The sequence below is a fragment of the Pararhizobium sp. O133 genome (assembly GCF_051669845.1).
In the GTDB taxonomy this organism is placed as follows: domain Bacteria; phylum Pseudomonadota; class Alphaproteobacteria; order Rhizobiales; family Rhizobiaceae; genus Pararhizobium.
The window spans coordinates 1,653,004-1,678,235 of the sequence record NZ_CP196426.1; the positions used below are offsets into that span (position 1 = coordinate 1,653,004).

Annotated in this window: 20 protein-coding genes; 14 read left to right on the forward strand and 6 right to left on the reverse strand. The window is 61.3% G+C overall.

The features are described 5' to 3' along the window. Positions 1 to 2: 2 nt before the first annotated feature. The 3 genes from ACST81_RS07960 to ACST81_RS07970 form a co-directional block, all read right to left on the reverse strand. Entirely contained in the window at positions 3 to 1,898 is a 1,896-nt protein-coding gene (locus ACST81_RS07960; protein ID WP_438752388.1) for an ABC transporter substrate-binding protein, read from the reverse strand. Further along, positions 1,895 to 3,796, reverse strand: coding sequence for a dipeptide ABC transporter ATP-binding protein (locus ACST81_RS07965; protein ID WP_438752389.1), 1,902 nt, complete (start codon positions 3,794 to 3,796; stop codon positions 1,895 to 1,897). The genes ACST81_RS07960 and ACST81_RS07965 overlap by 4 nt, the downstream gene beginning before the upstream one ends. A 256-nt stretch (positions 3,797 to 4,052) precedes the next feature. Further along, positions 4,053 to 5,402, reverse strand: coding sequence for an adenylate/guanylate cyclase domain-containing protein (locus ACST81_RS07970; RefSeq protein WP_438752390.1), 1,350 nt, complete (start codon positions 5,400 to 5,402; stop codon positions 4,053 to 4,055). 213 nt (positions 5,403 to 5,615) lie between these two features. On the opposite strand from ACST81_RS07970, the gene ACST81_RS07975 reads away from it, so the two are divergent. Next, on the forward strand, positions 5,616 to 6,959 hold the full coding sequence (locus ACST81_RS07975; RefSeq protein WP_438752391.1) for a nucleotide sugar dehydrogenase: 1,344 nt from the start codon (positions 5,616 to 5,618) through the stop codon (positions 6,957 to 6,959). On the opposite strand, the gene ACST81_RS07980 is transcribed toward ACST81_RS07975, so the two are convergent. Further along, positions 6,949 to 8,118, reverse strand: a complete 1,170-nt coding sequence (locus tag ACST81_RS07980) for a DUF3095 domain-containing protein (protein WP_438752392.1) — start codon at positions 8,116 to 8,118, stop codon at positions 6,949 to 6,951. The two genes, ACST81_RS07975 and ACST81_RS07980, sit on opposite strands and share 11 nt — an antisense overlap. A gap of 218 nt (positions 8,119 to 8,336) precedes the next feature. On the opposite strand from ACST81_RS07980, the gene ACST81_RS07985 reads away from it, so the two are divergent. After that, the gene (locus ACST81_RS07985; protein ID WP_438752393.1) at positions 8,337 to 8,819 is read left to right on the forward strand and encodes a class I SAM-dependent methyltransferase; all 483 of its coding nucleotides are present in this window, start codon (positions 8,337 to 8,339) and stop codon (positions 8,817 to 8,819) included. Positions 8,820 to 8,849: 30 nt separating this feature from the next. Here ACST81_RS07985 and ACST81_RS07990 read toward each other — a convergent pair whose 3' ends face one another. Together ACST81_RS07990 and ACST81_RS07995 are read right to left on the reverse strand one after the other, a co-directional pair. Continuing rightward, positions 8,850 to 9,713: an FkbM family methyltransferase gene (locus ACST81_RS07990; protein ID WP_438752394.1), complete on the reverse strand. Its 864-nt coding sequence runs from the start codon at positions 9,711 to 9,713 to the stop codon at positions 8,850 to 8,852. 103 nt (positions 9,714 to 9,816) lie between these two features. Continuing rightward, a complete protein-coding gene (locus ACST81_RS07995; protein ID WP_438752395.1) occupies positions 9,817 to 10,893 on the reverse strand; it encodes a LacI family DNA-binding transcriptional regulator in 1,077 nt (358 codons plus the stop codon). A gap of 178 nt (positions 10,894 to 11,071) precedes the next feature. Here ACST81_RS07995 and ACST81_RS08000 point away from each other — a divergent pair, with 178 nt between their 5' ends. The 12 genes from ACST81_RS08000 to ACST81_RS08055 all read left to right on the forward strand — a co-directional run bounded on the left by ACST81_RS08000 (position 11,072) and on the right by ACST81_RS08055 (position 25,227). After that, positions 11,072 to 12,055 (forward strand): ABC transporter substrate-binding protein, encoded by a 984-nt coding sequence (locus ACST81_RS08000; RefSeq protein WP_438752396.1) that lies wholly within the window; start codon positions 11,072 to 11,074, stop codon positions 12,053 to 12,055. Between the two features lie 80 nt (positions 12,056 to 12,135). Then, positions 12,136 to 13,632 (forward strand): sugar ABC transporter ATP-binding protein, encoded by a 1,497-nt coding sequence (locus ACST81_RS08005; protein WP_438752397.1) that lies wholly within the window; start codon positions 12,136 to 12,138, stop codon positions 13,630 to 13,632. A 1-nt stretch (position 13,633) separates the two neighbouring features. Next, positions 13,634 to 14,635 carry an ABC transporter permease gene (locus tag ACST81_RS08010; protein ID WP_438752398.1) on the forward strand — a complete coding sequence of 334 codons (1,002 nt, stop codon included), beginning with the start codon at positions 13,634 to 13,636 and terminating at the stop codon, positions 14,633 to 14,635. A gap of 5 nt (positions 14,636 to 14,640) precedes the next feature. After that, positions 14,641 to 15,633 (forward strand): ABC transporter permease, encoded by a 993-nt coding sequence (locus ACST81_RS08015; RefSeq protein ID WP_438752399.1) that lies wholly within the window; start codon positions 14,641 to 14,643, stop codon positions 15,631 to 15,633. A 212-nt stretch (positions 15,634 to 15,845) separates the two neighbouring features. Further along, positions 15,846 to 16,811 (forward strand): sugar-binding transcriptional regulator, encoded by a 966-nt coding sequence (locus ACST81_RS08020; RefSeq protein WP_438752400.1) that lies wholly within the window; start codon positions 15,846 to 15,848, stop codon positions 16,809 to 16,811. Positions 16,812 to 16,980: 169 nt separating this feature from the next. Further along, positions 16,981 to 18,423: an extracellular solute-binding protein gene (locus ACST81_RS08025; RefSeq protein ID WP_438752401.1), complete on the forward strand. Its 1,443-nt coding sequence runs from the start codon at positions 16,981 to 16,983 to the stop codon at positions 18,421 to 18,423. Between the two features lie 158 nt (positions 18,424 to 18,581). Next, positions 18,582 to 19,505, forward strand: a complete 924-nt coding sequence (locus ACST81_RS08030; protein WP_438752402.1) for a carbohydrate ABC transporter permease — start codon at positions 18,582 to 18,584, stop codon at positions 19,503 to 19,505. A gap of 10 nt (positions 19,506 to 19,515) precedes the next feature. Continuing rightward, on the forward strand, positions 19,516 to 20,373 hold the full coding sequence (locus ACST81_RS08035) for a carbohydrate ABC transporter permease (protein WP_438752403.1): 858 nt from the start codon (positions 19,516 to 19,518) through the stop codon (positions 20,371 to 20,373). A gap of 3 nt (positions 20,374 to 20,376) precedes the next feature. Then, positions 20,377 to 21,495, forward strand: coding sequence for an ABC transporter ATP-binding protein (locus ACST81_RS08040; protein ID WP_438752404.1), 1,119 nt, complete (start codon positions 20,377 to 20,379; stop codon positions 21,493 to 21,495). Beyond that, a complete protein-coding gene (locus ACST81_RS08045) occupies positions 21,492 to 22,616 on the forward strand; it encodes an ABC transporter ATP-binding protein (protein WP_438752405.1) in 1,125 nt (374 codons plus the stop codon). The genes ACST81_RS08040 and ACST81_RS08045 overlap by 4 nt, the downstream gene beginning before the upstream one ends. Next, a complete protein-coding gene (locus tag ACST81_RS08050) occupies positions 22,616 to 24,193 on the forward strand; it encodes an FGGY-family carbohydrate kinase (RefSeq protein WP_438752406.1) in 1,578 nt (525 codons plus the stop codon). Before ACST81_RS08045 ends, ACST81_RS08050 begins: the two co-directional genes overlap by 1 nt. Beyond that, the gene (locus ACST81_RS08055; RefSeq protein ID WP_438752407.1) at positions 24,190 to 25,227 is read left to right on the forward strand and encodes a 2-hydroxyacid dehydrogenase; all 1,038 of its coding nucleotides are present in this window, start codon (positions 24,190 to 24,192) and stop codon (positions 25,225 to 25,227) included. The genes ACST81_RS08050 and ACST81_RS08055 overlap by 4 nt, the downstream gene beginning before the upstream one ends. The last annotated feature ends 5 nt before the right edge of the window (positions 25,228 to 25,232 follow it).

Here is a 25,232-nt window from a genome sequence, read left to right on the forward strand (position 1 = left end):
ATTCAGCTGACCTCACTGCTGTACCAGAAGGTATCCGGCATGTAGACCCCGAGATAACAGGTCGGATCGAACCCGTAGAGGCCCTTTTCCGGAATATTGCGCAGGCGCGCGGAATGCAGGACAGGCTGCAGCGACGCATTGACGATGCCGATCGAGAACACCTGCTGGGCATAGATGTCGAGCATCTCGAACCAGATCCGCCTCTTCTCCTCGAGATCGGCCGCGTGGTGCCAGTCGTCCAGCAGCTTCAGGAGATGTTTGACCTCCGGAATGTCGGGTGCGTCGCCCTTGGTTTCGCCGGAGAGGTAATGCATGCCCCAGACGGCCCATTGCAACTGGTCGTCGGAGGTCGGCGCCAATTGGCCGGGATTCATGTCGGCGGTCGGAACACCGTTTTCCATGCCGGAATACATCGACACCATGATGTCCCCGCCCATGGCTCGGCTGCGGAAAACATCGCGCTGCGAGGTCTTGATGAAGAGCTTTATACCGATCTTCGACCAGTGATCGGTGACCAGTTCGAGTACGTCGGTTTCGAGCGTGCTTTCGCCCGCTGTCTCGACCACGATCTGCGCGACGCGACCGTCCGGCAACAGGCGCAGGCCATCACTGTCGCGCTCCGTCAGGCCGATCTCATCGAGCAGTGCGTTGGCCTGATCTGGGTCGTGGGCGGCCCAGGCCTTGGCATTCTCTTCCTTGTACAGCGGGCTTTCCGGCAGGACAGAGTCGGCGGCTTCCGTTGCCAGACCGTAGAAGGCCACCATGTTGATTTCGTGCCGGTCAATGGCCAGCGACAGGGCGCGGCGGAAGCGGACGTCCTTGAATAGCGTGCGCCAGGCTTCGTCGCTGCAATTGAGGTTCGGCAGAAGGTTGACGCGGGAACCCTGCGTGCGCTTCCACAGGTTGACCTTGACCGGATAGCGGCTCTCGGAATCCTTCAGGAAACTGTAATCGACAAAGTCGATGCCGGTCGACTGCAGATCGCTTTCGCCGGCGCCGGTCTTGGCCGCAATGATTTCCGAGGAACTGACGTTCAGCACGAATTTATCGATATAGGGGAGCTGCGTTCCCTTCTCGTCGACCCGGTGGAAATAGTCGTTGCGCACGAAGACGAACTGGTCGGCCGGCGGCGCGGTCGTGTTGCGCCAGGGGTCGAGCGTCGGCAGTTCGGGATTTTCGGGCCGATAGCTGCGCGACATCTTGATATGAAGATCGGGCCATTTCTTGACCTTGTACTTCTTCATCAGTTTTTCGAGCGTTGCCTCGTCCTGATAGTCAGCATGGAACTGCTTCATGTAGGCGGCAGGCATGACGATGGTCGCTGCGAGAGGCGCGGCCAAGTTGGGCAGGAAGTCGGGGTTCGGCGTTTCCCAGGTATAACGGACGGTCAGGTCGTCGATGACCTCGAAGACCGGCGGTTTGTCGTCGGCGAGGAAATAGGTCGGCAAGCCGCCCTTGCGCAGCTTCTTGTTGAGAACGACGTCGTTCCAGCAGTATTCGAAATCCTTCGCGGTGAGCAGGCTGCCGTCGGACCAGCGATGGTTCGGCCTGATCTTGAAGGTGAAGATTCGGCCCTCCTGGACGTCGAAGCTCTCGAGGATATCGGCCTGCAGTTCCAGTTTCTGGTCATAGCCGACCAGACGCGCGTAGCCGTTCAGCGTCATCAGCCGGATATCCTTCTGGCTGCCGATCAGCATGCGTACGGTGCCGCCCGGCATGCCGGGCTCCCGGCCCATGGCGGCGATGTTGACGAGGCGAGGGTTGGTCGGCAGGCGGCTTGCCGCGTCGGCCGGAACCGTCGCGACCGCCGGCTGGTCGGTTGTCGGTTCCGTCGCTCGCGCAAGGCCGGGCATCAGGGTGGAAGCCAGCAATCCAAGGGTCGTACGGCGTGTGATCACGGTCTCAACTCCCTTATATCGGCATTTCGCCGGGCCAGAACCAGATGGCCGCCGCCCAGGTCGGCGGTGGAGAGGGCATCTTCACCGCCCTCATTGGAGAATTGCTTGCCCCAGCTGCGCGTATCGGCGCCGCCGCCGAGGTTCAATCCCTTGAAATCCAGGGGACGATCGAGGTCGGGGAAGGGGACGGCCGCGAGCAGTGACTTGGTGTAGGGATGCACCGGCGCCCGCATCAGCACTTCGCGCGGAGCGATCTCGACGATCCTGCCGCCGCACATGACCGCGATCCGGTCGGCCATATAATCGACGACGGCGAGGTTGTGCGAGATGAACAGGTAGGTGAGGCCCAGTTCCTTCTGCAAATCCTTCAAAAGGTTGAGGATCTGCGCCTGGACGGAGACGTCGAGCGCGGAGACCGGCTCGTCGCAGATCAGGAGGTCGGGGCCGAGCGCCAGGGCGCGAGCGATGCCGATGCGCTGGCGCTGGCCGCCGGAGAAACTGTGGGGATAGCGGTTGAGATGGCGCTCGTTGAGGCCGATCGCCTTGAGCAGCGCCTTGACGGTTTCCTGGCGGGACTTGGCATTGCCGCGGCTGTGGATTTCCAAGGGTTCGCTGAGGATGTTCTGCACCGTCATACGCGGCGACAGCGAGGAAACGGGATCCTGGAAGACCATCTGCACCTTGGTGCGCAGCGTTTGCAGACCGGAACCTTCGGCGTTCAGAACATCGATCGGGCCATTGCTGCTGTTGAGCATGACAGCGCCCTGATCCGGGGTCACGGCGCGCATCAGGATCTTGCTCAAGGTGGTCTTGCCGCAGCCGCTTTCGCCGACGAGGCCCAGACATTCGCCGCGCAGGATGTCGAAACTGACGCTGTCGACCGCGCGGGTTGCGCCCGCCGTATCCTTGGTGAACCAGCTTGACTTGCGTGTGGTGAATGTCTTGCCGATATCGCGCACGGACAGGAGGACGTCCTCCTTCTGGCTGGCATCCGGGGGGGCGATCACGGTCTTTCCGAGCAGGCTGCTCGTATTGACGGGAACCTCGCGGAGCGCCTTCAGCCGCTCGCCGGGCTTCATGTCGAAATGCGGAACGGCGGCCATCAGACCCTTGAGATAGGGGTGCGAGGGGTTGCGGAAGATTGTTTCCACCGGCCCGGCCTCCATGATCTCGCCGTGATAGATCACCACGACCTCGTCAGCGACATTGGCGACGACGCCGAGATCGTGGGTGATCAGCAGCATGGCCATGTTCAGTTTCGTCTGCAGGCCGCGCAGAAGCTGCAGGATCTGGGCCTGGATGGTCACGTCGAGCGCGGTTGTCGGCTCGTCGGCGATCAGCAGCGACGGATTGCAAATCAGGGCCATGGCGATCATCGCGCGCTGGCGCATGCCGCCCGACAATTCGAACGGATACATGTCATAGGCGCGCGACGGCTTGGAAAAGCCGACCATGCCGAGCATTTCCTCGGTGCGCTCACGCCGCTCGCGGGCAGAGAGTTCGGTGTGGATTTTCAGGGATTCGCTGATCTGGTTGCCGACCGTATGCAGCGGCGACAGCGAAGTCATCGGCTCCTGGAAGATCTTGCCCATGCGATTGCCGCGCAGGCTGCGGATTTCGCGCCCGTCGCGCGGCATCTGCAGAAGATCGGCCGGCCTTTGCCCAGTGGCGGGATCGCAGAAGAGGATGCGGCCGCTGCAGCTTGCCGTCTTCGGCAGGATGCCCATGACCGCCTGGCTAATGACCGATTTGCCCGACCCGGATTCCCCGACCAGGGCGGTGACCTTGCCCGGCAAGACGCGAAGGCTCGCCTTTCGAACAGCATCGAGTTGCCCGCCGAACATCGCGAACGAGATACTCAAATCCTCGATCCGCAACAGGTCTGCGCCTGAATTCATGCCAACAGGTCCCTTGTTTCAGAGCTGCCGGCCAATCGGCAGATACCCTTTCGGGCTGCACGCCCGGCTCCATCGCGGGAGACTATCCCACCGAAATTGGCCTGTCCATGACCCATGGCTGGTAAAGTGCACACGGATATAGCCCGGACCACGTCGCGTGCCGGGCATGAGAAACTGTAATCTTTCGAACGGAATCGTGCCTTTCAGCGTCCCGTCAGGGCGTGAGTTGCCTCCCGCCGGTCATTCGCCCCAGCCGCTACTGCAACAGCCTGTTCCAGATGAGGTCTCGTGGTTGGGCTTTTCGACTGTTTCGATAGAGAAGCATGACCTGCTCAGCCTCCGAACGGGTTTCGAGCGATCGGCTCTGGACTGCCTCGGCATGGTCGAGTTTCATGTTCTCATCTCCGGGAAGCAGCACCGTCACCTTCTGGCGTACACCGCGCAGTTTCTCCTGGCCGAGCGTCACCCAGTCGCCGCCGCAATAGGTGGCAAAAGCCTGGCTGGCGACGATCGGCTGAGCGTATTTCTTCGTCAGGCCCTGCAATCGCTCCACCTCGTTGACGGCGGCGCCGAAGGCCGAGAAGGTCAGGCGATCGTTGAGGCCGACATTGCCGAACATGACATTGCCGACATGCAGGCCGATGCCATAACGGACATCGGGAAGGCTGCGTTTCTGGCGGCCGCCATTGAGTTCCGCCATGCGCGCGGTCGCCTGGCGGGTGGCGGCCATCGCGGCGAGGGCCGCCACCTGCGACGGTTCGCGGTGGCGCCCGCAGGGATAGACGGCGAGAAATCCATCGCCGACAAAGCTCAGGATTTCGCCGCCATTGCGGCTGAAGGGCGTGGCGATCGCGTCGAAAAACTCGTTCAGCGTGTCGATGTAAACCTGCCGGCCTTCCTTTTCGGCCAGCACCGTCGATTGGCGCATATCCGCCATCACGAGTGCCGCGCGGATCGTTTCGCCGTCGCCCCGCCGGGTCTGGCCGGAGAGCACGCGCTTGCCGGCATTCTCTCCGAGATAGGTGGTCAGCATGTTGTCCGCGAGCTTGCCGAGCACCGCCATCTTCGCCGCTACGGCCAGATTGTTCTGAATGCGCAACAGGGCCTCGATGACCGCATCGCTGAACCCGCCCTGAGCATCCGTGGACCATGAGCCGATCATGCCTTGGCCGGATGTCTCGCCGAAGGACTGGACGAAGGCGATATAATCGGTGCAGCCCATTTCCTTCAGTTCATCGAAGATCGGGAACTCTGACGGCGATGCCGGGTCGATCTGCCGGCGCAGATGTTCGAGATTGTTGCTCAGCAGATAATAATAGGGGCTGAGCAGAAAGCGGTCCGGCTTGTCGTCGGACGGGTCGGCGCGGTATCCCTCGACCGTGACGCCCTGTCCCCTCAGCCATGTGAACCCCAGGGCATCGTAAAGCGGGTGGAGCATCGAAAAGCTCAGATGGACCCGGTTGAGCGGTAATCCCGATGCGGCAAGCCGCTCGCAGAACCCCGTCACGACCGTCTCGAGATTTTCACCATTGAGCGCGGCCTGCTGAAGCCAATTGGATACGCGATCCAGCAGGTGAGTGGAAACATTCGCCTTGTGGATGGTCATCGTGTCTCTGTCGCTTTTCCAAGGAAGCTCGCTTCAGGGATATAAGAACCGATCTCGGCAATACCAGATTGACGACCAACAAAAGTGATGGCCCTCACAATAATTGTCCTGAAGCCCAGCGGATGCGCTCCTTGACACCGGGTCAATTTATCCTCAACTGACCGGCATCGACCAAGCCGCCTCCGCGCATCACGATCAGTCGGGAACATTCCATTGAACGTCCATTCCTCCTTGAGCGACACCCTGCTTTCGAAGATCAAGGCCCGTGAGGCCCATGTCGCCGTCATCGGGCTCGGTTATGTCGGCCTGCCGTTGGCGATCACCGTTGCCCGCGCCGGCTTCCCCGCCACCGGCTTCGACATCGATCCGCAGAAGATCGTCGCCATCGATGCCGGGCGTTCCTACATCGAGGCGGTGCCGGACGATATCCTGTCCACGGAGACGGTCGAGGGGCGCTTCCGGGCGACGACGGATTTCGCTCGGCTTGCCGATTGCGATATCGTCGTCATCTGCGTGCCGACGCCGCTGACCAAGCATCGCGACCCCGATCTCTCCTTCATCACCCGCACCTGCGACCGCATCGCCGAGACGCTGAAGCCGGGGCAGTTGATCGTCCTGGAATCCACCACCTATCCCGGTACCACCGATGAAGTCGTACGCCCGATCCTGGAGCGGACGGGATTGAAATCCGCGCAAGATTTCTTCCTCGGATTCTCCCCGGAGCGCGAGGATCCCGGCAATCGCGATTTCCACACGTCGAGCATTCCGAAGGTTGTCGCCGGAGATGGCGAAGCGGCTTCCGCCCTTGTGACGGCCTTCTACGGCGCGGTGGTGCAGACCGTCGTGCCGGTCTCGTCGCCGGCGACGGCGGAGGCGGTCAAGCTGACCGAAAACATCTTCCGCGCCGTCAACATCGCGCTCGTCAACGAATTGAAAGTTGTCTACGAGGCGATGGGCATCGACATCTGGGAGGTGATCGACGCCGCCAAGACCAAGCCCTTCGGCTATATGCCGTTCTATCCGGGGCCGGGTCTCGGCGGTCACTGCATCCCGATCGATCCGTTCTACCTGACCTGGAAATCGCGGGAATACGAATTGCCGACCCGCTTCATCGAACTTGCCGGCGAGATCAATTCGGCCATGCCGCGCCATGTCGTCGGCCGGCTGGCCGAAGCGCTGGATATTCATCTCGGAAAGGCGCTCAGCCGGTCGCGCGTTCTGGTGATCGGGCTTGCCTACAAGAAGAACGTGCCGGATATCCGCGAGAGCCCGTCGTTGAAGCTGATCGAACTGATCGAGGAACGCGGCGGCAGTGCCGCCTACCACGATCCGCATGTGGCGGAGATTCCGAAGACGCGGGAATATATGGCGCTGAAGGGCCGGCAATCCGTGCCGCTCGACGAACAGTCGGTCAGGAGCTTCGATGCCGTCCTGATCGCCACCGATCATGATGCGGTCGATTATGCGGCGCTTGCCCGCTTCGCGCCGCTGATCGTCGACACGCGCAATGCGTTTTCCCGGCGGAACATCGAAGGCGGCACGATCCTCAAGGCATAGCGGCGGCGAGGTGTTGCTTCTTCATCCGGCTGGCCGCCATCGCGTAGCCGCCGGCGGCGCCGTCGATGAAATGCATGTGATCGTGGCTGAGCGGAGTCGGCACGATGCAGGTCATCAGTGCCGAATCCTGGCGGTGCAACCCATACCGGCCAATACCGGCCTTCGTTGCATCTTCCAGGCGGGCCTCGATCTTCGCCAAACGTTCGGCATCGACATCGATCGTCATCTTCAGGCCATCGTCGAATTTTCGGAAATCGGAGTTGCGGGCCACGTCGCGGCGATACTCCTTCGGATCGAAGCGCCCGAGTGTCATGCCGAGCCGAAACAGTCCGACCGTGAGCAAATATTGTCCGAGAATGATCGCCTTGCGCAGAAGCCGCTTTCCCTTCGGCGCGGCGGCCTTCGCTTCAGCGGCCATGCCGGACCGGGACAGGCCCAATTGCGGTCCTTCGACGGCGACCGGATGGCCGTCACGCTCCTGTCCGGCGGCGAGCGCGATGATATCCGAGATCAGCGACTGAAAGGCCGGCCCGCCGGTGCCCGTCGTTGGGACAGCGATGATCGAGACGATGTCGCCGTGACGAGACTGGATCGGATTCCAGCGGCAGGACAGTCCCTTCAGGTCCGGCCGTGTCCCCGTCGGTGCCGGCGGCACGCTGAACAGCCCTTCCTTCATGCGCGCCTCGGCCCAACTGGCGCCACCGCCGGAAAACATTGCGTAGGAGACACCGGGGCTGGCCTGAAACCGGGCGACACGAACCTCCAGACCAGCGGCCTGGATATCGGCAACGGGAACCAGCGCGGCGCGCAGCTTCAACTCCAGCTCTTCCGTCACAAAGTTCTGAACGGCGCACAGCGCTTCCCGCGCCTTGCCAATGGCTGATGGCGGCACGGCGACAAGCGCGCCATCGCCACCGAAGACGAAGGGAAGATCGTTCTGGCCGAGGGCGTTCAAAATGGCCGAAATGACGCTGGCGCCGGCCATGTTGACCGCCTTGTAGCGGCCGGCCTCGATTGCGCCGGTCGAATCGACGATGTCGGCGGTCGCGAGCGCCCAGTCGGCGGGCAGGGGGCGGTAATTGCTGGTGTCGGCGACGCCCTCGAAATCCACGAAGACGGGCAGGGCCTTGAAAAAGGTTTCGGTCGACAGATGGTTCATGGCATGACGCTAACACATTCGATGGGGGCAGGCGACGCCGTTGGGAGTAGCTGCCGGTCGAATTCCGGTAGCACACTGCACATCATCGTGCCGCTCGCGCAGTGAGTTTACCCGCAAAATTCCTGTTGCCATGGTCGACCCCACGGGGGACACCATGTTAAGCGGGGTCACCACGCATGAAATTGCCCGTATGAATCTGAATGAATGGATGGAGTTTTATGAGCCGACTGGATGGTTTTATTTCCCGCATGAAATCGCAGCGCGCTGTGCTCAATCACATCAAGGACCAAGGCATGATCGGACCGGATGGCGTCATCCTCGAGATCGGTCTCGGCAATGGCCGCACCTATGATCATATTCGCGAGCTGTTTCCGGCAAATCGCATCATCGCTTTCGACCGGGCCATTGGCTCCCATCCCGATTCAACGCCGTCGGAAGAAAACATCATCCTTGGCGATATCCGTGAGACAATCCAGCAGTTCGCAGGCAAGAACGTCGCCTTTGCCCATGCCGATATCGGCACCGCCTATCCGGAAAAGGATGCGAAGACCTTGACCTGGCTGCCGCAATCGATGGCGGCGGCGCTGATGTCCGGCGGCATCGCGGCGAGCGGCCTGCCGCTCGACCATTTGGATCTCGAGCCCCTGCCGTTGCCCGCCGACGCTGATCCAGGCCGGACGTATTTTTACCGCAAGCGGTGATCTCGGTGCTTCAGTGAATACTGAAGCACTTCAAGGCAGGAGCAGGACATCGAACTGATCCTGCTCCACCGGCATGGCCGAGACCTTCATCTCCACGGGGCCGCTTTCCAGGAAAACAATGCAGTTTTCGTAGAACCGCCCGAGATGGGCGACGAAATCCCGCGAGCCGGCGGCGCCATAAAACACCGGCGAGAACTCCATGTAGAATGGCGTGCGGCGCTCCAGCAGCGGCTGCATCGACCGTGCGGCGACCGGCTCATAACCTTCGATATCCATCCAGATCAGGCCGATCTCCTCCGGCGTAACCCCGACATCGGCGAGAATGGCGGTGACGGGCTTCACCGGCACGCTGATCTCGATATCGCGGTCGCTCTGGCGCAGCGCGCTGCTCTTGCCGTGATTGTCAGGGTGGAGGAAGAAGTCGAGTGTTCCCTCGCTCTCGCCGGCGGCGCTGTTGACCGTGGTGATGATGTCGCCAAGGTGGTTCTGGGCGATATTGATCTGCAGCAGAGAGAAATTGCGCGGATCGGGCTCGACCGTGACGATGCGGCGAAAGGCCTTGCTCAAAGCGAAATAGATCGTCTGCGTGCCGATATTGCCGCCGAGTTCGAGCAGGACGGTGCCCTCGCGCAGCAGGCCGCGTTGCCTCAGCATGGAGAGCAGGCGGTCGACATTCTCGCGCTCGAAATGGCCCTTTCGATAGATTTTCCGGCCGATATAGTCATGCGGCGAGAAGGTCATCAGGTGATCGCCGCAATCGGCGGTCATCGACAGGATTTTCGGGCTGACGGAATTGACGAGAAGCTCGCGGCCGATTCGTGTGCCGAGAAAACGCCTTGCAACGCGAATGCGCCATTTGCGCAGCCTGCGCTTCCAGGATTTCATCGCAAGCATGCCTTCGCCGTCTCCAGATGTCGTCCCGTTCCTTCAACACGAGATTGCGCGGGAAATGAAGGCGTTTCTGCGGAAAACACGGATCGATCCGACGAATGACGGGTCAGCGTGGCTTGGCCGTCGTGCCACGCCGGACCAGCGGACCGTCGACCTTGATGGTCATGGGGCGGGGTTGTTTGCCGTGAATGGCCATGTCGATTAGGATTTCGGCTGCCTTCTGGCCCATCTCGTAGTTCGGCAGGACGAGGGTAGAAAGAGGCGGGTGCGTGTAGCGCGCCAGTTCCTGGTCGTCATAGCCCATGACCGAGAGATCCTCGGGTACCCGCAAGCCCTTTTCGGCTGCTGCTTCCATCATGCCGATCGCCATCAGGTCGTTGCCGCAGAGGATTGCCGTCGGTGGATTGTCGAGCGACAACAGGTCGAGGCCGGCCTCGTAGCCGCGCAACGGCAGCCAGTCACCGTCGCGCACCAGCGTTTCGTCGAAGGCGATGTCGGCGGTGGCGAGAGCCTGCTTGTATCCTTTCAGGCGGTCGATCGCCGCGTCCATCCACGGCTCGCCGTTGATGAAGCCGATGCGCTTGTGGCCGAGGCTCGTCAGATGCGCCGTCGCGGTAAAGCCGCCGGCGACTTCGCCGGGAATGATAGCCATGTGCTGGCGCGGCTCCGAATAGCAGTTGAGCAAGACGGTCGGAATATTCTTGAGCTGCGGCGGAACCGTGACCTTGCGGGTGAAGATCGTCGCATAGATGACGCCGGCGATGGAACGGTCACGCAGCACGGAGCGCAGGACGGCATCCTGCAGGTCGGGATTGGAGCGGGTGGCATGGGCGGACACCAGCAGTCCCTGCTCGAACGCATAGTCGCGGATGCCGTCGAGGCTGACGACCGGATGGGGACTGGTGGAGATTTCGTCGACGATGAAGGCGATTGTATCCTTCTCGACGGTCGGCGTGACATCCACCTCGTTGCGAACAGCTGGTAATTTATAACCGATTTTATGAGCAGCCTCCCGGACACGCATTTGCGTCTCGGTTGAAATGCGGGCGCCGGACATTTCGTTAAGAACGAGAGAGACGCTGGATTGCGACACGCCGGCGATTCTGGCGATATCCGTCATGGTTGGCCGCCCAGTTTCCCCAGTTTTGTCCGGGGCTTTATTTCGACCGTTTGCCTTTGCCATCACCCTTGCTCGCTTCCGTTCCCTGTTCTGCTGCACTGCAGAATTATTTTTTTGCGCCTGCTCATAAAATTAGCGCTTGACTGATAATATTATTAGCGCAAGATTTACAGATGTGAAGCAGAAAAATGCTCACTGCCCGGTAGTGGAGTACCGGTAAATTTCGGAGGAGAAAACACCGATGTCTATGATTTCACGTCGCACGTTCATGATGGCTGCTACGGCCATGGGTGCGCTCGCGCTTGCTGGTTCCGTGGCCTATGCGGAATTGCCTGCTCTTGCAAAGAAAGACACGTACAAGGTCGGCTTCGCGCAGACCGAATCCAATAATCCCTGGCGTATCGCACAGACGGAAAGCATGAAGGCTGAAGCTGAAAAGCTCGGCTATCAACTGGTCTATACCGATGCTGCCGGTTCGGCTGCAAAGCAGGTCGCCGACGTCAATTCGATGATCGCCCAGGGCGTCGACGTCATCTTCCTCGCACCACGCGAAGAAAAGCCGCTGATCCCGGCCGTCATGGCTGCCAAGAAGGCCGGCATTCCGGTCGTCCTGCTCGACCGTAACGTCGACCAGTCGCTGGCCAAGGCAGGTGAAGATTACGTCACCTTCATCGGTTCGGACTTCATAGACGAAGGCAAGCGCGTTGCCGAGTGGCTGGCCAAGAACGCCAACGGCAAGTCGAAGATCATCGAACTGGAAGGCACGACCGGTTCGTCGCCCGCCAACGATCGTAAGAAGGGCTTCGATGAAGCGATCACCGCTGCCGGCGGCTTCGAGATCGTCGCATCCCAGACCGGCGACTTCGCGCGCGACAAGGGCCGCCAAGTGGCGGAAGCCCTGCTGCAGGCGCATCCTGACGCGGATGTGATCTACGCCCACAACGACGAAATGGCCATTGGTGCCATCGCTGCCATCGAGGCAGCCGGCAAGGTTCCGGGCAAGGACATCCTCGTTCTGTCGATCGACGGTGGCAAGGAAGCAGTGCAGGCAGTCGTTGACGGCAAGATCAACGCCGTCGTCGAGTGCAACCCGCGCTTCGGGCCGAAGGCCTTCGAAACGATGGCACGCTTCGCTGCGGGCGAGAAGATCGAGCCGTGGGTCATCAATACCGACAAGTTCTATGATGCGTCCAACGCAGCAGCGGAATTGTCGAGCGCCTACTGATCTCCCAAGACAGTGGCTCCGGCCGGTGCGGCTTGCCGCACCGGCCGGCTTTCATGTGTATAATATAGGGTGGAGGGAACATGCTGCTGTCCATGCAGGATATTTCCAAGGCGTTTTCCGGCGTTCCGGCGCTGCGGTCGGCCTCGCTGTCGATTGCCGAGGGCGAGGTGATGGCGCTGGTCGGTCAGAACGGGGCCGGAAAATCGACGCTGATCAAGATTCTGACCGGCGTCTACCAGCGCGATACGGGCCTGATCCGGTTCCAGGATGAAGATGTCGTGTTTGCAACGCCCAGCGCCAGCCAGGCGAAGGGGATCGCGACGATCTACCAGGAAATCAACCTGGCACCGCAGCGGTCGGTCGCCGAAAACATCTATCTTTCCCGCGAACCGCGGAATTTTTTAGGGTTGCTCGACCGGCGCGCCATGCGCGAAGGGGCAGCCGCGGTCCTGAAGACCTTCAACCTCGATATCGACGTCGACATGCCGGTGGCGCATTTCAGTGCCGCGACCCGGCAGATGATCGCGATCGCCCGCGCCGTGACGCAGAAGGCCAAGCTGGTGATCATGGACGAGCCGACCTCGTCGCTTGACGAGCGTGAAGTCGGCATCCTGTTCGACACGATCCGTACGCTGAAGAAGAACGGCGTTTCTGTGTTGTTCATCGGTCACAGGCTGGATGAACTCTACGAAATCTGCGACCGGGTCACCATCATGCGCGACGGACAGACGGTGGCGCAAAGCCCGATGCAGGACATGCCGAAGATGGAACTGGTCCGTCATATGCTCGGCAAGGAACTGGCTGCTTTCGAGGCGATCGCGCGCGATGCCGGCAATGATGACAGCAAGCCGGTTCGGCTTTCTGCCGAGGCCGTCGGTTCGGGTGTCCGGGTCCGCGATGTCAGCCTGACCGTCCGCGAAGGCGAGATTTCCGGCTTGGCGGGCCTGCTCGGTTCGGGCCGGACGGAAACCGCCCGGATCGTTTTCGGCGTCGACAGGCTGGAAAAGGGTGCAATCCGGGTCGATGGCAAGGAGCGCACTTACGCGGAGCCGGCCGACGCGATTGCCGATGGTATCGGCCTGGTTTCGGAAGACCGCAAGATCGACGGCATCGTGCCGGACATGAGCATCCGCGAAAACATGACGCTGGCGCTTCTTCCGAAGCTGAAGAAGGCGGGCATCGTCGACCGCGCCCGCCAGCAGGAGATCGTCACGCGCTACATCAAGGCGCTCGGCGTCAAATGCGCTTCGCCGGACCAGCCGATCAAGGAACTGTCGGGGGGCAACCAGCAGAAGGTTCTGCTTGCCCGCTGGCTGTGCACCGATCCGCGCATCCTCATCATTGATGAACCAACCCGTGGCATCGATATTGGCGCCAAGGCGGAAATTCTGAAGCTCTTGCGCAGCCTCGCCGATGAAGGATTGAGCGTTCTCATGATATCCTCAGAACTGGAGGAGCTTCTGGCCGCGGCCGATCGGGTGACGGTGCTGAGCGACGGACGCTCCGTTGCGGTGTTGAAGAGAAACGAACTCAGCGAGACGGCGCTTCTGTCCGCCATGGCTCATCAGGTGAACTGACATGACGACGATCGATACATCCGCTCCCGCAGAGCGCGCCAACAGGCTGAACACTGCACAGCTTCTCAGCCGATACGGAACATTTGCCGCGTTTATAGTTCTTTTGCTGTTCAATCTGATCGTAACGCCGAATTTCGTGTCCTGGCAGACGCTCAACGTCAATCTTACCCAGGTGGCGACCATCGTCATCGTCGCCGTCGGCATGACGCTGGTCATTGCGACCGGCGGCATCGATCTCTCCGTCGGCTCGCTGATGGCGATTGCCGGTACGGCCGCGCCGATGATCTTCATGGGCCAGTTGCTGCCGATCGAGAACATGGGCATCCTGATCATCCTGTCCTTCATTCTGCCGATCCTGCTCGTCATGGCCTTCGGCTGGTTCAACGGCTTTTTGGTAACGCGGTTTTCGATCCAACCGATCGTCGCGACACTGGTGCTGTTCATCGCCGGTCGGGGTCTTGCCCAGGTGGCGACCAACGGCAACCTGCAAGTCTTCAAGAACCCGGACTTCCAGTTCATTGCCATGGGCCGCATTGCCGGCGTCCCCGCGCAGGTCGTCGTCATGATCATCGTTGCGATCCTCGCCCATTGCCTGATCCGCTACACTGTCATCGGCCGGCAGATCATCGCTGTCGGCGGCAACGAGAAGGCGGCACGGCTGACCGGTATTCCGGTGCGCCGGGTCAAGACCTTCGTCTACGTGATCAGTGGCGCAATGGCCGGCCTTGCCGGTCTCATCGTCGTCGCCCGCAATTCCGCCAGCGATGCCAATCTGGTCGGTCTCGGCATGGAACTGGATGCGATCGCGGCGGTCGCCGTCGGTGGTTCGCTGTTGACCGGTGGGCGCGCCAACATTCTCGGCACCGTGCTCGGCGCCTTCGTCATCCAGCTGGTGCGATACACGCTGCTGGCCAATGGCGTGCCGGATGCGGCGGCGCTTATCGTCAAGGCGGGACTGATCATCGTCGCCGTCTTCATCCAGCAACGCGCCGACAAGGCGTAACGGACATGACCTCCATGCTGAAAACACTTTCCCGGCCGTTCGTTCCCAAATCCTCCGGTGATTTCGCCCGCCTTGGCGTGTTGCTGGCGCTGGCAAGCCTCATCCTGTTCGGTGCGCTGCGTTACGACAATTTTATTTCGCCGTTCAATATCCTCAGCTTCCTGCGTTACAATTCCATGTTCGCGCTGATCGCGCTCGGCATGGCCTTCGTGATCATCACCGGCGGCATCGACTTGTCGGTCGGCGGCGTGGCGGCGATGGCAAGCGTGGTGGCGGCCTATCTGTCTCCCTATGGCTGGTTTCCGGGCCTGGTTGGCGGCGTTCTTGCCGGCTTCGTGGCCGGCTCGATCAATGGGGTCATCATCACCCGACTGCGCATTCAGCCTTTCATCGCGACCCTTGCGATGATGCTGGCGGCCTACGGCACGGCGCTTCTGCTCGCCAACAACCAGTCGGTTTCCGTTTCCTACGACACGGCCTTCACGATGATCGGCCAGGATGACTTCCTCGGGTTTCCGATTCCCGGCTGGATCGCAGGCTTTGCCTATGTGCTCGGCTGGCTCTTCCTGGAGCGGCATCCGGCCGGCCGGCATGTGCTTGCGATCGGCGACGGCGAGGCGACGGCCAACCTGATGGGCCTGAAGGTCGATCGCACCCTGTTTGCCGTCTATGCGCTGTCGGGCGTGCTGGCCGGTCTTGCGGGCGTCATCCTTGCCTCGCAGTTCGGGGCGGGACAGCCGACCGAGGGCGTGGGCTGGGAACTCTTCGCCATCGCCTCCGTCGTGGTTGGCGGCACGCTTCTGACCGGCGGTTCCGGCTCGGTCGGGGCGACGCTTGCCGGTGCGCTGCTGCTGGCCATGGTCTTCAACATCCTCAATTTCGAAAACGGCCTCGGCTGGATTTCACTCTCGGCCTACTGGCAATCCGTCATCCGCGGCGCTTTCCTCCTGGTCGTCGTTGTTCTGCAGGCGCGGTTGATGAAGAAGACCGAGGCTTAGGAGCTTCGTCTGCCATCCACTGGCCTCATGACGCGCTCGGGCAACCGGGCGCGTTTTTCGTTTGCCCGGCATGCCTCATGCCGCAAGCGCAAGTCGAATTGGTGCAATGCCGCATCGAACCTCGCTTGACAAAAATTTTCATGAAGTGAAAGTTCTTTCACGTAAGATAAAAATATCAGGCGATGATAAAAATAGCATCGCGAGGGCGGAACATGGCGGTGAATGGCAGCTCCCTGCGGGACGACGAAACGAGCATGGCGACACGCGCGGCGTGGCTGCATTATGCCGGTGGTCTGACGCAGTCCGAAGTCGCCAAGCGCCTCGGTCTTTCCTCGCTCAAGGCGCATCGCCTGATCCAACGGGCCAACCAGGAAGGCCTGGTCAAGGTCTATATCGACGGTGAAGTCTCCGAATGTGTCGAGCTCGAACAGAAATTGTCGACGCGCTACGGACTGGACTATTGCGAGGTCGTGCCGGATTTCGATCCGGAGGATCTGCCGTTGAAGGCGCTCGGCATTTCCGGGGCACAGTTTCTCAAGCGTGAGATCGAAAAGGAAGGCCCGGTGCTGATCGGCATGGGCCATGGCCGGACGCTGGCTGCCTGCGTCGAATATCTGCCGCGCACCGCCAACAACGATGTCCGTTTCGTGTCGCTGCTCGGCGGCCTGACGCGCAAGTTCTCGGCCAATCCGCACGACGTGATCCACCGGCTGGCGGAGCGCACCGGCGCGGAGGCCTATGTCATGCCGGTTCCGTTCTTCGCCAACACCATCGAGGACCGTGACGTGTTGTTCAACCAGCGCGGTGTCAGTGATGTCTTCGATCTCGCCAGCAGCGCCGACCTGCTCTTGGTCGGCATCGGCACGGTCGAGCGCGAGGCATCGCTGGTCGCCACCGGCATGATCGAGAAGAGTGAACTCGAGGAAATCAAGAGGGGCGGCGGCGCCGGCGAACTGCTCGGCCATTTCTTCGACGACAAGGGCCAGCCGATCGAGACCTCGCTGTCCAATCGGACATTCACGCTCAGCCGTGCGGATTTGAGCAACCGCAGGATTGTTGCCGTCGCCGGCGGCAAGGTCAAGGCGCGTGCGATCCGCGCAGTGCTCGAAAGCCGACTGCTGAGCGGCCTGATCACCGACGAGAAGACTGCGCATACGCTGATGGAGGACGTTGGCTGACGGAACTCCGCTGATGCTGGAATGACAGCTGGAACGTGGTCTCGAGGAGGAGATCGGTTCGCAGCTTCGAGCAGCGCCATACTGGCGCTGCGATCTGGAGAACATACCGGTCGGGTAAGCCGGTACGGCTCAATCGAGCATGTTTTGCCCGTGAAGGAGGAGAAGACCAATGCATGAGAAAGAGAAAGACCTCATCAGTGCTTTCCTGCGTGGAGAGGTGGACCGGCGCGGAATGCTGAAAGGCCTGGGCGCCATGGGGGTCACGGCCGGTTCCGCCGGTATGCTGCTCAACATGATGTCCACAAGGGCTCTGGCAGCTGATTTCGACTGGAAGAAACATTCCGGCAAATCGCTGAAGCTGCTGCTCAACAAGCACCCCTATGCCGATGCCATGATTGCCAACCTGCAGAACTTCAAGGACCTGACGGGCATTGAAGTGACCTATGACGTCTTCCCGGAAGACGTCTATTTCGACAAGGTGACGGCTGCGCTGTCGTCCGGCTCGACCGAATATGATGCCTTCATGACCGGCGCCTACATGACCTGGACCTATGGTCCGGCCGGCTGGATCACCGACCTGAAGGAATGGATCAACGATCCGGAGAAGACCAACCCGAATTATGCCTGGGACGACTTCCTGCCTGGTGTCAAGAATTCCTGCGCCTGGAACGGTCAGCCCGGTGGCGCGCTGGGTTCGGACGATGCCAAGCAGTGGTGCATTCCGTGGGCATTCGAGCAGAACAACATCACCTATAACAAGGCGATGTTCGACAAGGCCGGCGTTTCCGTGCCGAAGAACATGGACGACATGATTGATGTCGCCGCCAAGCTGCAGAAGGATGTCAGCGGCATCTACGGCATCGGCCTGCGCGGCTCTCGTTCCTGGGCCACCATCCATCCGGGCTTCCTGTCCGGCTACGCCAACTTCAACGAGAAGGACCTGAACGTCGGCGGCGACGGCAAGCTTTCAGCCGCCATGAACACCGCCGGCTCCAAGGCCTATCACGAGAAGTTCGTGAAGCTCGTCCAGGAAAGCGGTCCGAAGGATTGGTCGACCTATACCTGGTACCAGGTCGGCACGGACCTTGGTGCCGGCGCATCCGCCATGATCTTCGATGCGGATTGCCTCGGTTACTTCATGAACGGCGGCGACAACAAGATGGCCGGGCAACTGTCCTACGCCGCCTTCGCCGCCAATCCGGATGCCAAGGCCTCGACGCCGAACATCTGGATCTGGTCGCTTGCCATGTCCAACTTCTCGAAGGACAAGGACGCAACGTGGTACTTCCTGCAGTGGGCTTCCGGTCCGGAGCACGCCCTGTTCGGCGCGACCAAGATGGACTTCGTCGATCCGGTCCGCCAATCGATCTGGAAGGATGCGAGCTTCCAGGAGAAGCTCAACACCAAGTATCCCGGCTATGTCGACATGTTCAACGCATCGGCCGAAGGCGCCTCCATCAAGTTCACGCCCCAGCCGTTGTTCTTCGACGTGACGACCGAATGGGCAGCGACCCTGCAGAAGATGGTCGCCAAGGAAGTGCCTGTCGATGAAGGCCTCGACCAACTGGCCGAGAGCATCAATCGTCAGCTCAAGGAAGCCGGTCTCGGCTGATCTGCCTCCCAAGCAGACGCCCGGCGCTCCGGCGCCGGGCGACCTTACGGATCGGCTCACGGCCAATTCAAGACAGACTGAGATGCCGATGGCTGGCGACGGAGCTTTACCGCTTGGTCCATGCGTGGTTTCTTCAAAGACAAGGAGCGGAGCTCGACATGGCTTCCACTGCAACCCTCCGCAAATCCAACTCTGGTTTCCGAATCAGCCGGAAAATGTTGCCCTATGTGCTGAGCCTGCCGGCATTGCTCGTCTGCATCGGCATTTTGATCCCCTTCATCACGGCGGTCATCTATTCCTTCCAGCGCTACCGGCTGAGCCAGCCCTGGGCGAGGCAGTTCAACTGGGGTGAGAACTACCTCAATTTCTTCACCGATCCCGCCTTCTGGAACACGCTGAAAGTGTCGCTGCTCTATGCCGGCCTCACCGTGACGCTGGAGCTTTTGCTGGGTCTCGGCATCGCCTTGCTTCTGCAACGCCGCTCGACCGTCAACAATTTCATTTCGATCATGCTGCTCCTGCCGCTGATGATCGCCCCGGCGCTGGCCGCGCTGATGTGGAAGCTGATGACCAATCCGAGCTTCGGCATCCTCAGCTATTTCGCAAGCCTGATCGGACTGCATGATTTCCGCTGGGCGTCCTCGCCGAGCACCGCGCTCCTGACGGTCGTTCTCGTCGATATCTGGGTCTATACGCCCTTCATCATGATCCTGCTGCTGGCCGGTCTGCGCTCCCTGCCGACCCAACCGTTCGAGGCTGCGGCGCTCGATGGCGTGCCGCGCACCTTCGTTTTCTTCCGTATCACCCTGCCGATGCTGACGCCCTATATCCTGACGGCGACGCTGTTTCGCCTGCTCGACTCGATCCAGCAGTTCGACATCATCTATGCGATGACTCAAGGGGGGCCCGGCAACACGCTGACGGTGTTCCAGGTCGAGGCCTATCTCAACTTCTTCCAGTCGACCAATGTCGGCCGTTCGGCGGCGCTGATGGTCATCCTCTGGGCGATCACATATTTCCTATCGAACATGTTCATCAAGAACTGGCTGCGGCTGCGCGAACGCGCCCGTGGCGAGGCGTGAGGAAAAGACCATGGAAAACACATCCACGCTCGAACGAACCCTGCGCCTTGTCGCGCTCACCCTTGTCGTCGTCTTCTTCATGTTTCCGATCCTCTGGATCTTCCTGATGTCGTTCCAGACCAACGAGACGATCCTGACGATCCCGCCGTCGATCGTCTTCACGCCGACCCTGTCCAATTACGCGGCGCTGATCACCGGCAAGCTGACGACGGCGGCGGGCACGCTCGACATCGCCTTCATGCGTAACCTCGGCAATTCGATCTTCCTGTCGGTGACCTCCGTTGCGCTATCGCTCGTGCTGGGCGTCCCGGCGGCCTATGCCTTTGCCCGCCACAAGTTCAAGGGTTCGGAGGACATCGCCTTCACGCTCCTGTCCTTCCGGTTCGCGCCGCCGCTACTGGTCTTGCTGCCGCTGACCCAATATTTCCAGTGGCTTGGCCTGGCGGACACCTATTTCGGCCTGGTCTGGGTCTACCAGTTGATATGCCTGCCGCTCATCCTGTGGATCGTGCGCGGCTATTTCGAGGATATTTCCGCCGATGTGGAATATGCCTATCGCATCGCCGGGCATTCCTGGTTTGCGACCTTCCGCAAGATCGCCCTGCCGCTGGCCGGCCCGGGCATCGCCGCCGCCGGCCTGCTCGCCTTCATCTTCGCCTGGAACAATTTCGTCTTCGCGCTGGTGCTGGCCTCGGCCGACAAGCAGCCGGTGACGGTGGGCGCACTCGCTTTCGTCACCTCCTCGGGCATCCAGTACGGGCAGATTGCCTCTGCGATCGTGCTCTCTGTCGCGCCGACGCTTGCGCTCGCACTCTACGCGCAGCGCTATCTCGTCGAAGGCCTGTCGCTTGGCGCGGTGAAGGGATAATTCATGACAACGCTTCAACTCAAGAACATCACCAAGCGCTACAAGACCAATACGGTTCTCGACGATCTGTCGCTGGATGTCGCCGATGGTGAAACGCTGGTCCTGTTCGGACCCTCCGGCGCCGGAAAGACCGTGCTGCTCCGGCTGGTGGCCGGGGTCATTGATCCGGAAGAGGGGCAGATACTCATCGGCGGCGAGGATGTCAGCGATATCGATGCCGAACATCGGGGCATTGGCATGGCTTTCCAGAATTTCGCGCTATTCCCGCATATGAGCGCCTTCGACAATATCGCGAGCCCCTTGACCGCAACCCGGTCGACCAAGGATGCGATTGCAGCGGGCGTACAGAAGGTGGCAAAACTTCTGAAGATCGACCATGTGCTGACCCATCATCCGAAGGCCTTGTCTAATGGACAGAAGCAGCGCACGGCACTTGCCCGCGCGCTGGTCGGCTCGCCACCGTTGCTGCTGCTGGACGATCCTTTGCGCAACGTCGATGCCAAACTGCGCTTCGAGATGCGGCTTGAATTGCCCCGCCTTCTAGCCGCACAGGGTGCAACCGTCGTCTATGTGACGCAGGACTATAAGGAGGCGATGGCGCTGGGCGACCGGATCGCGGTGATGTCGCAGGGGCGCATTCGCCAGATCGGAACGCCTGCCGATATCTACAACACGCCGGCCGATATCGAGATCGCCCGGCTGTTCGGCGACCCGACGATCAACCTTCTGGACGTGACGCCGAAGGCCGGGCCGGATGGGGTCTATGTCGAGCTTTCAAACGTCAAGGTCGCGCTGCCGGACATGCCGACAGGTGTGGTCGAGAAAAGTTGCGTGATCGGCCTGCGGCCCGAATCCATTGCCTTTGCCGAGGCCGGAACAGCCGGCGCCATTCCGGTTAAGGTCGAGGCGGAAACACCGCTCAACGAAAAGACCGTGACGCTGGTGCTGACAGTTCGTGGCCGTGAAATCCTCGTGTCTCGCCCGGCCGGCACGCCTGGGCCGACCTCCGGTGCCGCCCATATCGCCGTCAACGGCAAGGCCGCGTTCCTGTTCGACAAGGAGAGCGGCGCGCTGATCCGCTCGACCGCCACGTCAATGACCCGCAACGGAGAAGCGGCATGAGCGACACCGCACTGTTCATCAACGGCGTCGATAAATTCTATGGCCCGATCGACCATGGTGTCCATGCCGTCAAGAGCCTGAACATGGACGTCAAGAAAGGCGAGATCATCGCACTTCTGGGATCCTCCGGCTGTGGCAAGACTTCGACCCTGCGCATGGTCGCCGGCTTCGAGCCTGTCTCGCGCGGCACGATTGCGCTGAAGGGCAGGGAGGTGCAGACCTTCGCGCCGGTGAAGCGCAATGTCGCCATGGCGTTCGAAGGTTACTCGCTCTATCCCCCTCTGACCGTGCGCGAAAACATCGCGTTCGCGCTGAAAGCCTCGAAACTCTCCCAGAGCGTCGTCGATCAGAAAGTCTCCGATATCGCCAAGCTGCTGGAGATCGAGGATATCATGGGTCGTTATCCGAGTTCGATCTCCGGCGGACAGCAGCAGCGTGCCTCGCTCGGCCGGGCGCTGATCCGCGATGCCGACCTGCATCTGCTCGACGAACCGATGGGGCAGTTGGAGCCGCAATTGCGTGCCGTCCTGCGTGGTCGTATCAAGCATTTCATCAAGGAACGCGGCCTGACCGCCATCCTCGTCACCCACGACCAGACGGAAGCCAATGCGCTGGCTGACCGGATCGCCGTCATGGAAGGCGGTGTGCTGCAGCAGTTCGATACGCCGCAGATGATCAAGGAGCGGCCGGCCAATCTCTTCACCGGCACCTTCGTCGGCGAGCCGCCGATGAACGTGTTTCCGGCTGGTGTCTCCGGTGTGGGCGACACCGTCTCCTTCGGTCTCAACGAGGGTGTGAAGCTGGACTATCGGGCGTCAGACTTCTCGCATGCGGTGCGGGCCGAACTGATGAAGCGCAGCAAGGTGGTGATCGGCATTCGCCCCTACGCCGTTCGTCGGGGTGAGGGTGGTGTCGGCGCTCGGGTCGCGGTCAACCAATGGCTCGGAGACCAGACGCATATTGCCACCGATTTCGCCGGCGGCACGATGGTACTGGTCGAACATGACCGCACGAACCTCGCGATCGGCGAAAACGTCGCCATTCGCCTCGATCCGTCGAGCCTACATGTCTTCGACGGCGATAGCGGCAAGGCCATCAGCCATGGGCAGGAGCTTGCCTGATGCGCGATATCCTGATCGGGATCGATGCGGGGACCTCTGTCATCAAGTCGGTCGCCTTTGACCTTGGCGGCCGCCAGATTGCAGCCTGTGCGATCCCGAACATCTATGAGAACGAAGGCGGCAAGGGCGTCGTCCAGGACCTCAACCGAACCTGGGCCGATGCTGCAAAGACACTGGCCGATCTTGCGGACAAGGTCGAGAACCTGGCCCGTCGCGTGGCGGCCATCTCCGTTACCGCACAGGGCGACGGCACCTGGCTGATCGACAAAAACGGCGATCCCGTCGGCAAGGGCTGGCTCTGGCTCGACGCCCGCGCCGGCGAAACCGTCGAGCGGTTGCGCGGTGACAGCGGCGATGTCGCGCGGTTTTCCCATACTGGTTCGGGGCTCGCCGCCTGCCAGATGGGCTCGCAACTCCGCTGGATACTCGATAACGCGCCGGAAATGCTTGATGGAGCGACCACCGGCTTTCACTGCAAGGACTGGCTTTATTTTAAGCTGACGGGCAAGCGGGCGACGGACCCTTCGGAAGCGGTCTTCACCTTCGGTGATTTCAGCACCCGCACCTATTCCGACGACGTGATCGATTTCCTCGACCTGAAGAGGCAACGCGGTCTCTTGCCGGAAATCGTCGATGGAGCAACGACGCAGCATGCGCTCAGCGAGAGCGCCGCTTCCCTGACGGGGCTGCTCGCCGGCACGCCAGTGGTCCTCGGTTACGTCGATGTCGTTTGTACGTCGCTTGGCGCGGGGCTTTACGAGCCCGGCACGGATACCGGCTGCTCGATCATCGGTTCCACCGGCATGCACATGCGGCTCGCCACGAGCCCCGCGGATGTGCAGCTCAATCAGGACCTGACAGGATACACGATGTGTTTCCCGGTCGCCGGGCATTACGCGCAGATGCAGTCCAACATGGCGGCAACGCTCAATATCGACTGGATACTCTCGGTTGCCGGCAGCGTGCTCAAAAGTTTCGGCGTCGAGAAGAGCAAGACCGACCTTCTGGCGCAAATGGAAGACTGGCTGTCCGAGGCGAAGGAAACCTCGCTTCTCTTCCACCCCTATATTTCCGAAGCCGGCGAGCGCGGTCCTTTCGTCGATGCGACGGCGCGCGCTTCCTTCGTCGGGCTCGATATGAACCACGGCTTTGCCGACATGGTGCGCGCCGTGTTCGACGGTCTCGCGCTTGCCGCACGCGATTGTTACGTCGAGATGGGCCCGCTCCCGGCCCGTGTGCGCCTGACCGGCGGTGCTGCCCGCAGCAGGTCGCTCAGGCGCATCCTCGGCGGCGCGCTTGGTGCATCCGTCCAGACCAGCGAGCGGGAGGAGGCGGGTGCCGCCGGCACCGCGATGATCGCCGCTGTGTCGCTTGGCATGTATGGCTCGATGGCGGATTGCGTCCGGGAATGGGTGACGCCCTATCAGCGTTCGCCGGAATCCGTCGATGCCGGCATGGCCGCCCGTTTCAACGCCGCATTTCCACAATACAGGCAATCGCGCCTGGCCCTTCGTCCGGTTTGGCATACCCTTTCCCATGGCTCCGCCCCGGTCTCTGAACAGGAAAGACTGACATGAAGAAGATCGCCATCATTGGAGACCGGTTCATGCTGCCCAGCGTCTTTCGCGACAAGGTCGTGGAAGCCTGCGGCGATGGACACGACATCCGCCTTATGGAACAACCGTGGCCGGACGTGCCGATGGAGCACGGTTATGCAGTCGAGGGCATGGACGGGCTGAAGGAATATCTCGGCAAAGCCGATGAAATCATCGATTTCGTCGGAGATTCCGAGATTGTCATCACCCAGCTGGCGCCCTTTTCGCGGGGGATGTTCGCGCAACTGCCGGACCTGAAGCTGGTTGCCGTTTCGCGCGGTGGACCGGTCAATATCGACATGGCGGCCGCACGCGATGCCGGCGTTCTGGTCGTCAACACGCCCGGCCGTAATGCCAGCGCGGTGGCGGAGTTCACGCTCGGCGCCATCCTTGCCGAAACCCGCCTGATTCGCACGGGACATGAATCCCTGCGCAAGGGCGAATGGCGAGGTGAGCTTTATCGGGCCGACAAGACCGGGCGGGAACTCTCGGAGATGACCGTCGGCGTCGTCGGCTATGGCAATATCGGCACGAAGGTGGTGCGCCTGCTGCGCGCCTTCGGCACCAAGGTCCTGGTCCACGACCCCTATGTCCAGCTTTCGGCCGAGGATCACAATGCCGGCGTCGAGCATGTCGGCTTCGACGATCTTCTCTCGCGCTCCGATATCGTCACCCTGCATCCGCGCGTGACTGAGGAAACGCGCGGCATGATGAATGCGGCTTCCTTCGCCAAGATGAAGCCCGGCGCGATCTTCGTGAACACGGCGCGCGGACCGCTGGTCGATTACGATGCGCTCTACGAGGCGCTGGTGAACGGGCCGCTGGGTTCGGCCATGCTGGAAACTTTTGCGATCGAGCCGGTGCCGGCCGACTGGCCGCTGCTGCAACTGCCTAATGTGACGCTGACGCCGCATATCGCCGGCGCGTCCGTGCGCACTGTCACCTATGCGGCCGAAATGGCGGCCGAAGAGGTGCGCCGGTATATCGCCGGTCTGCCGCCGGTCAATCCGTGCTGAGGTGA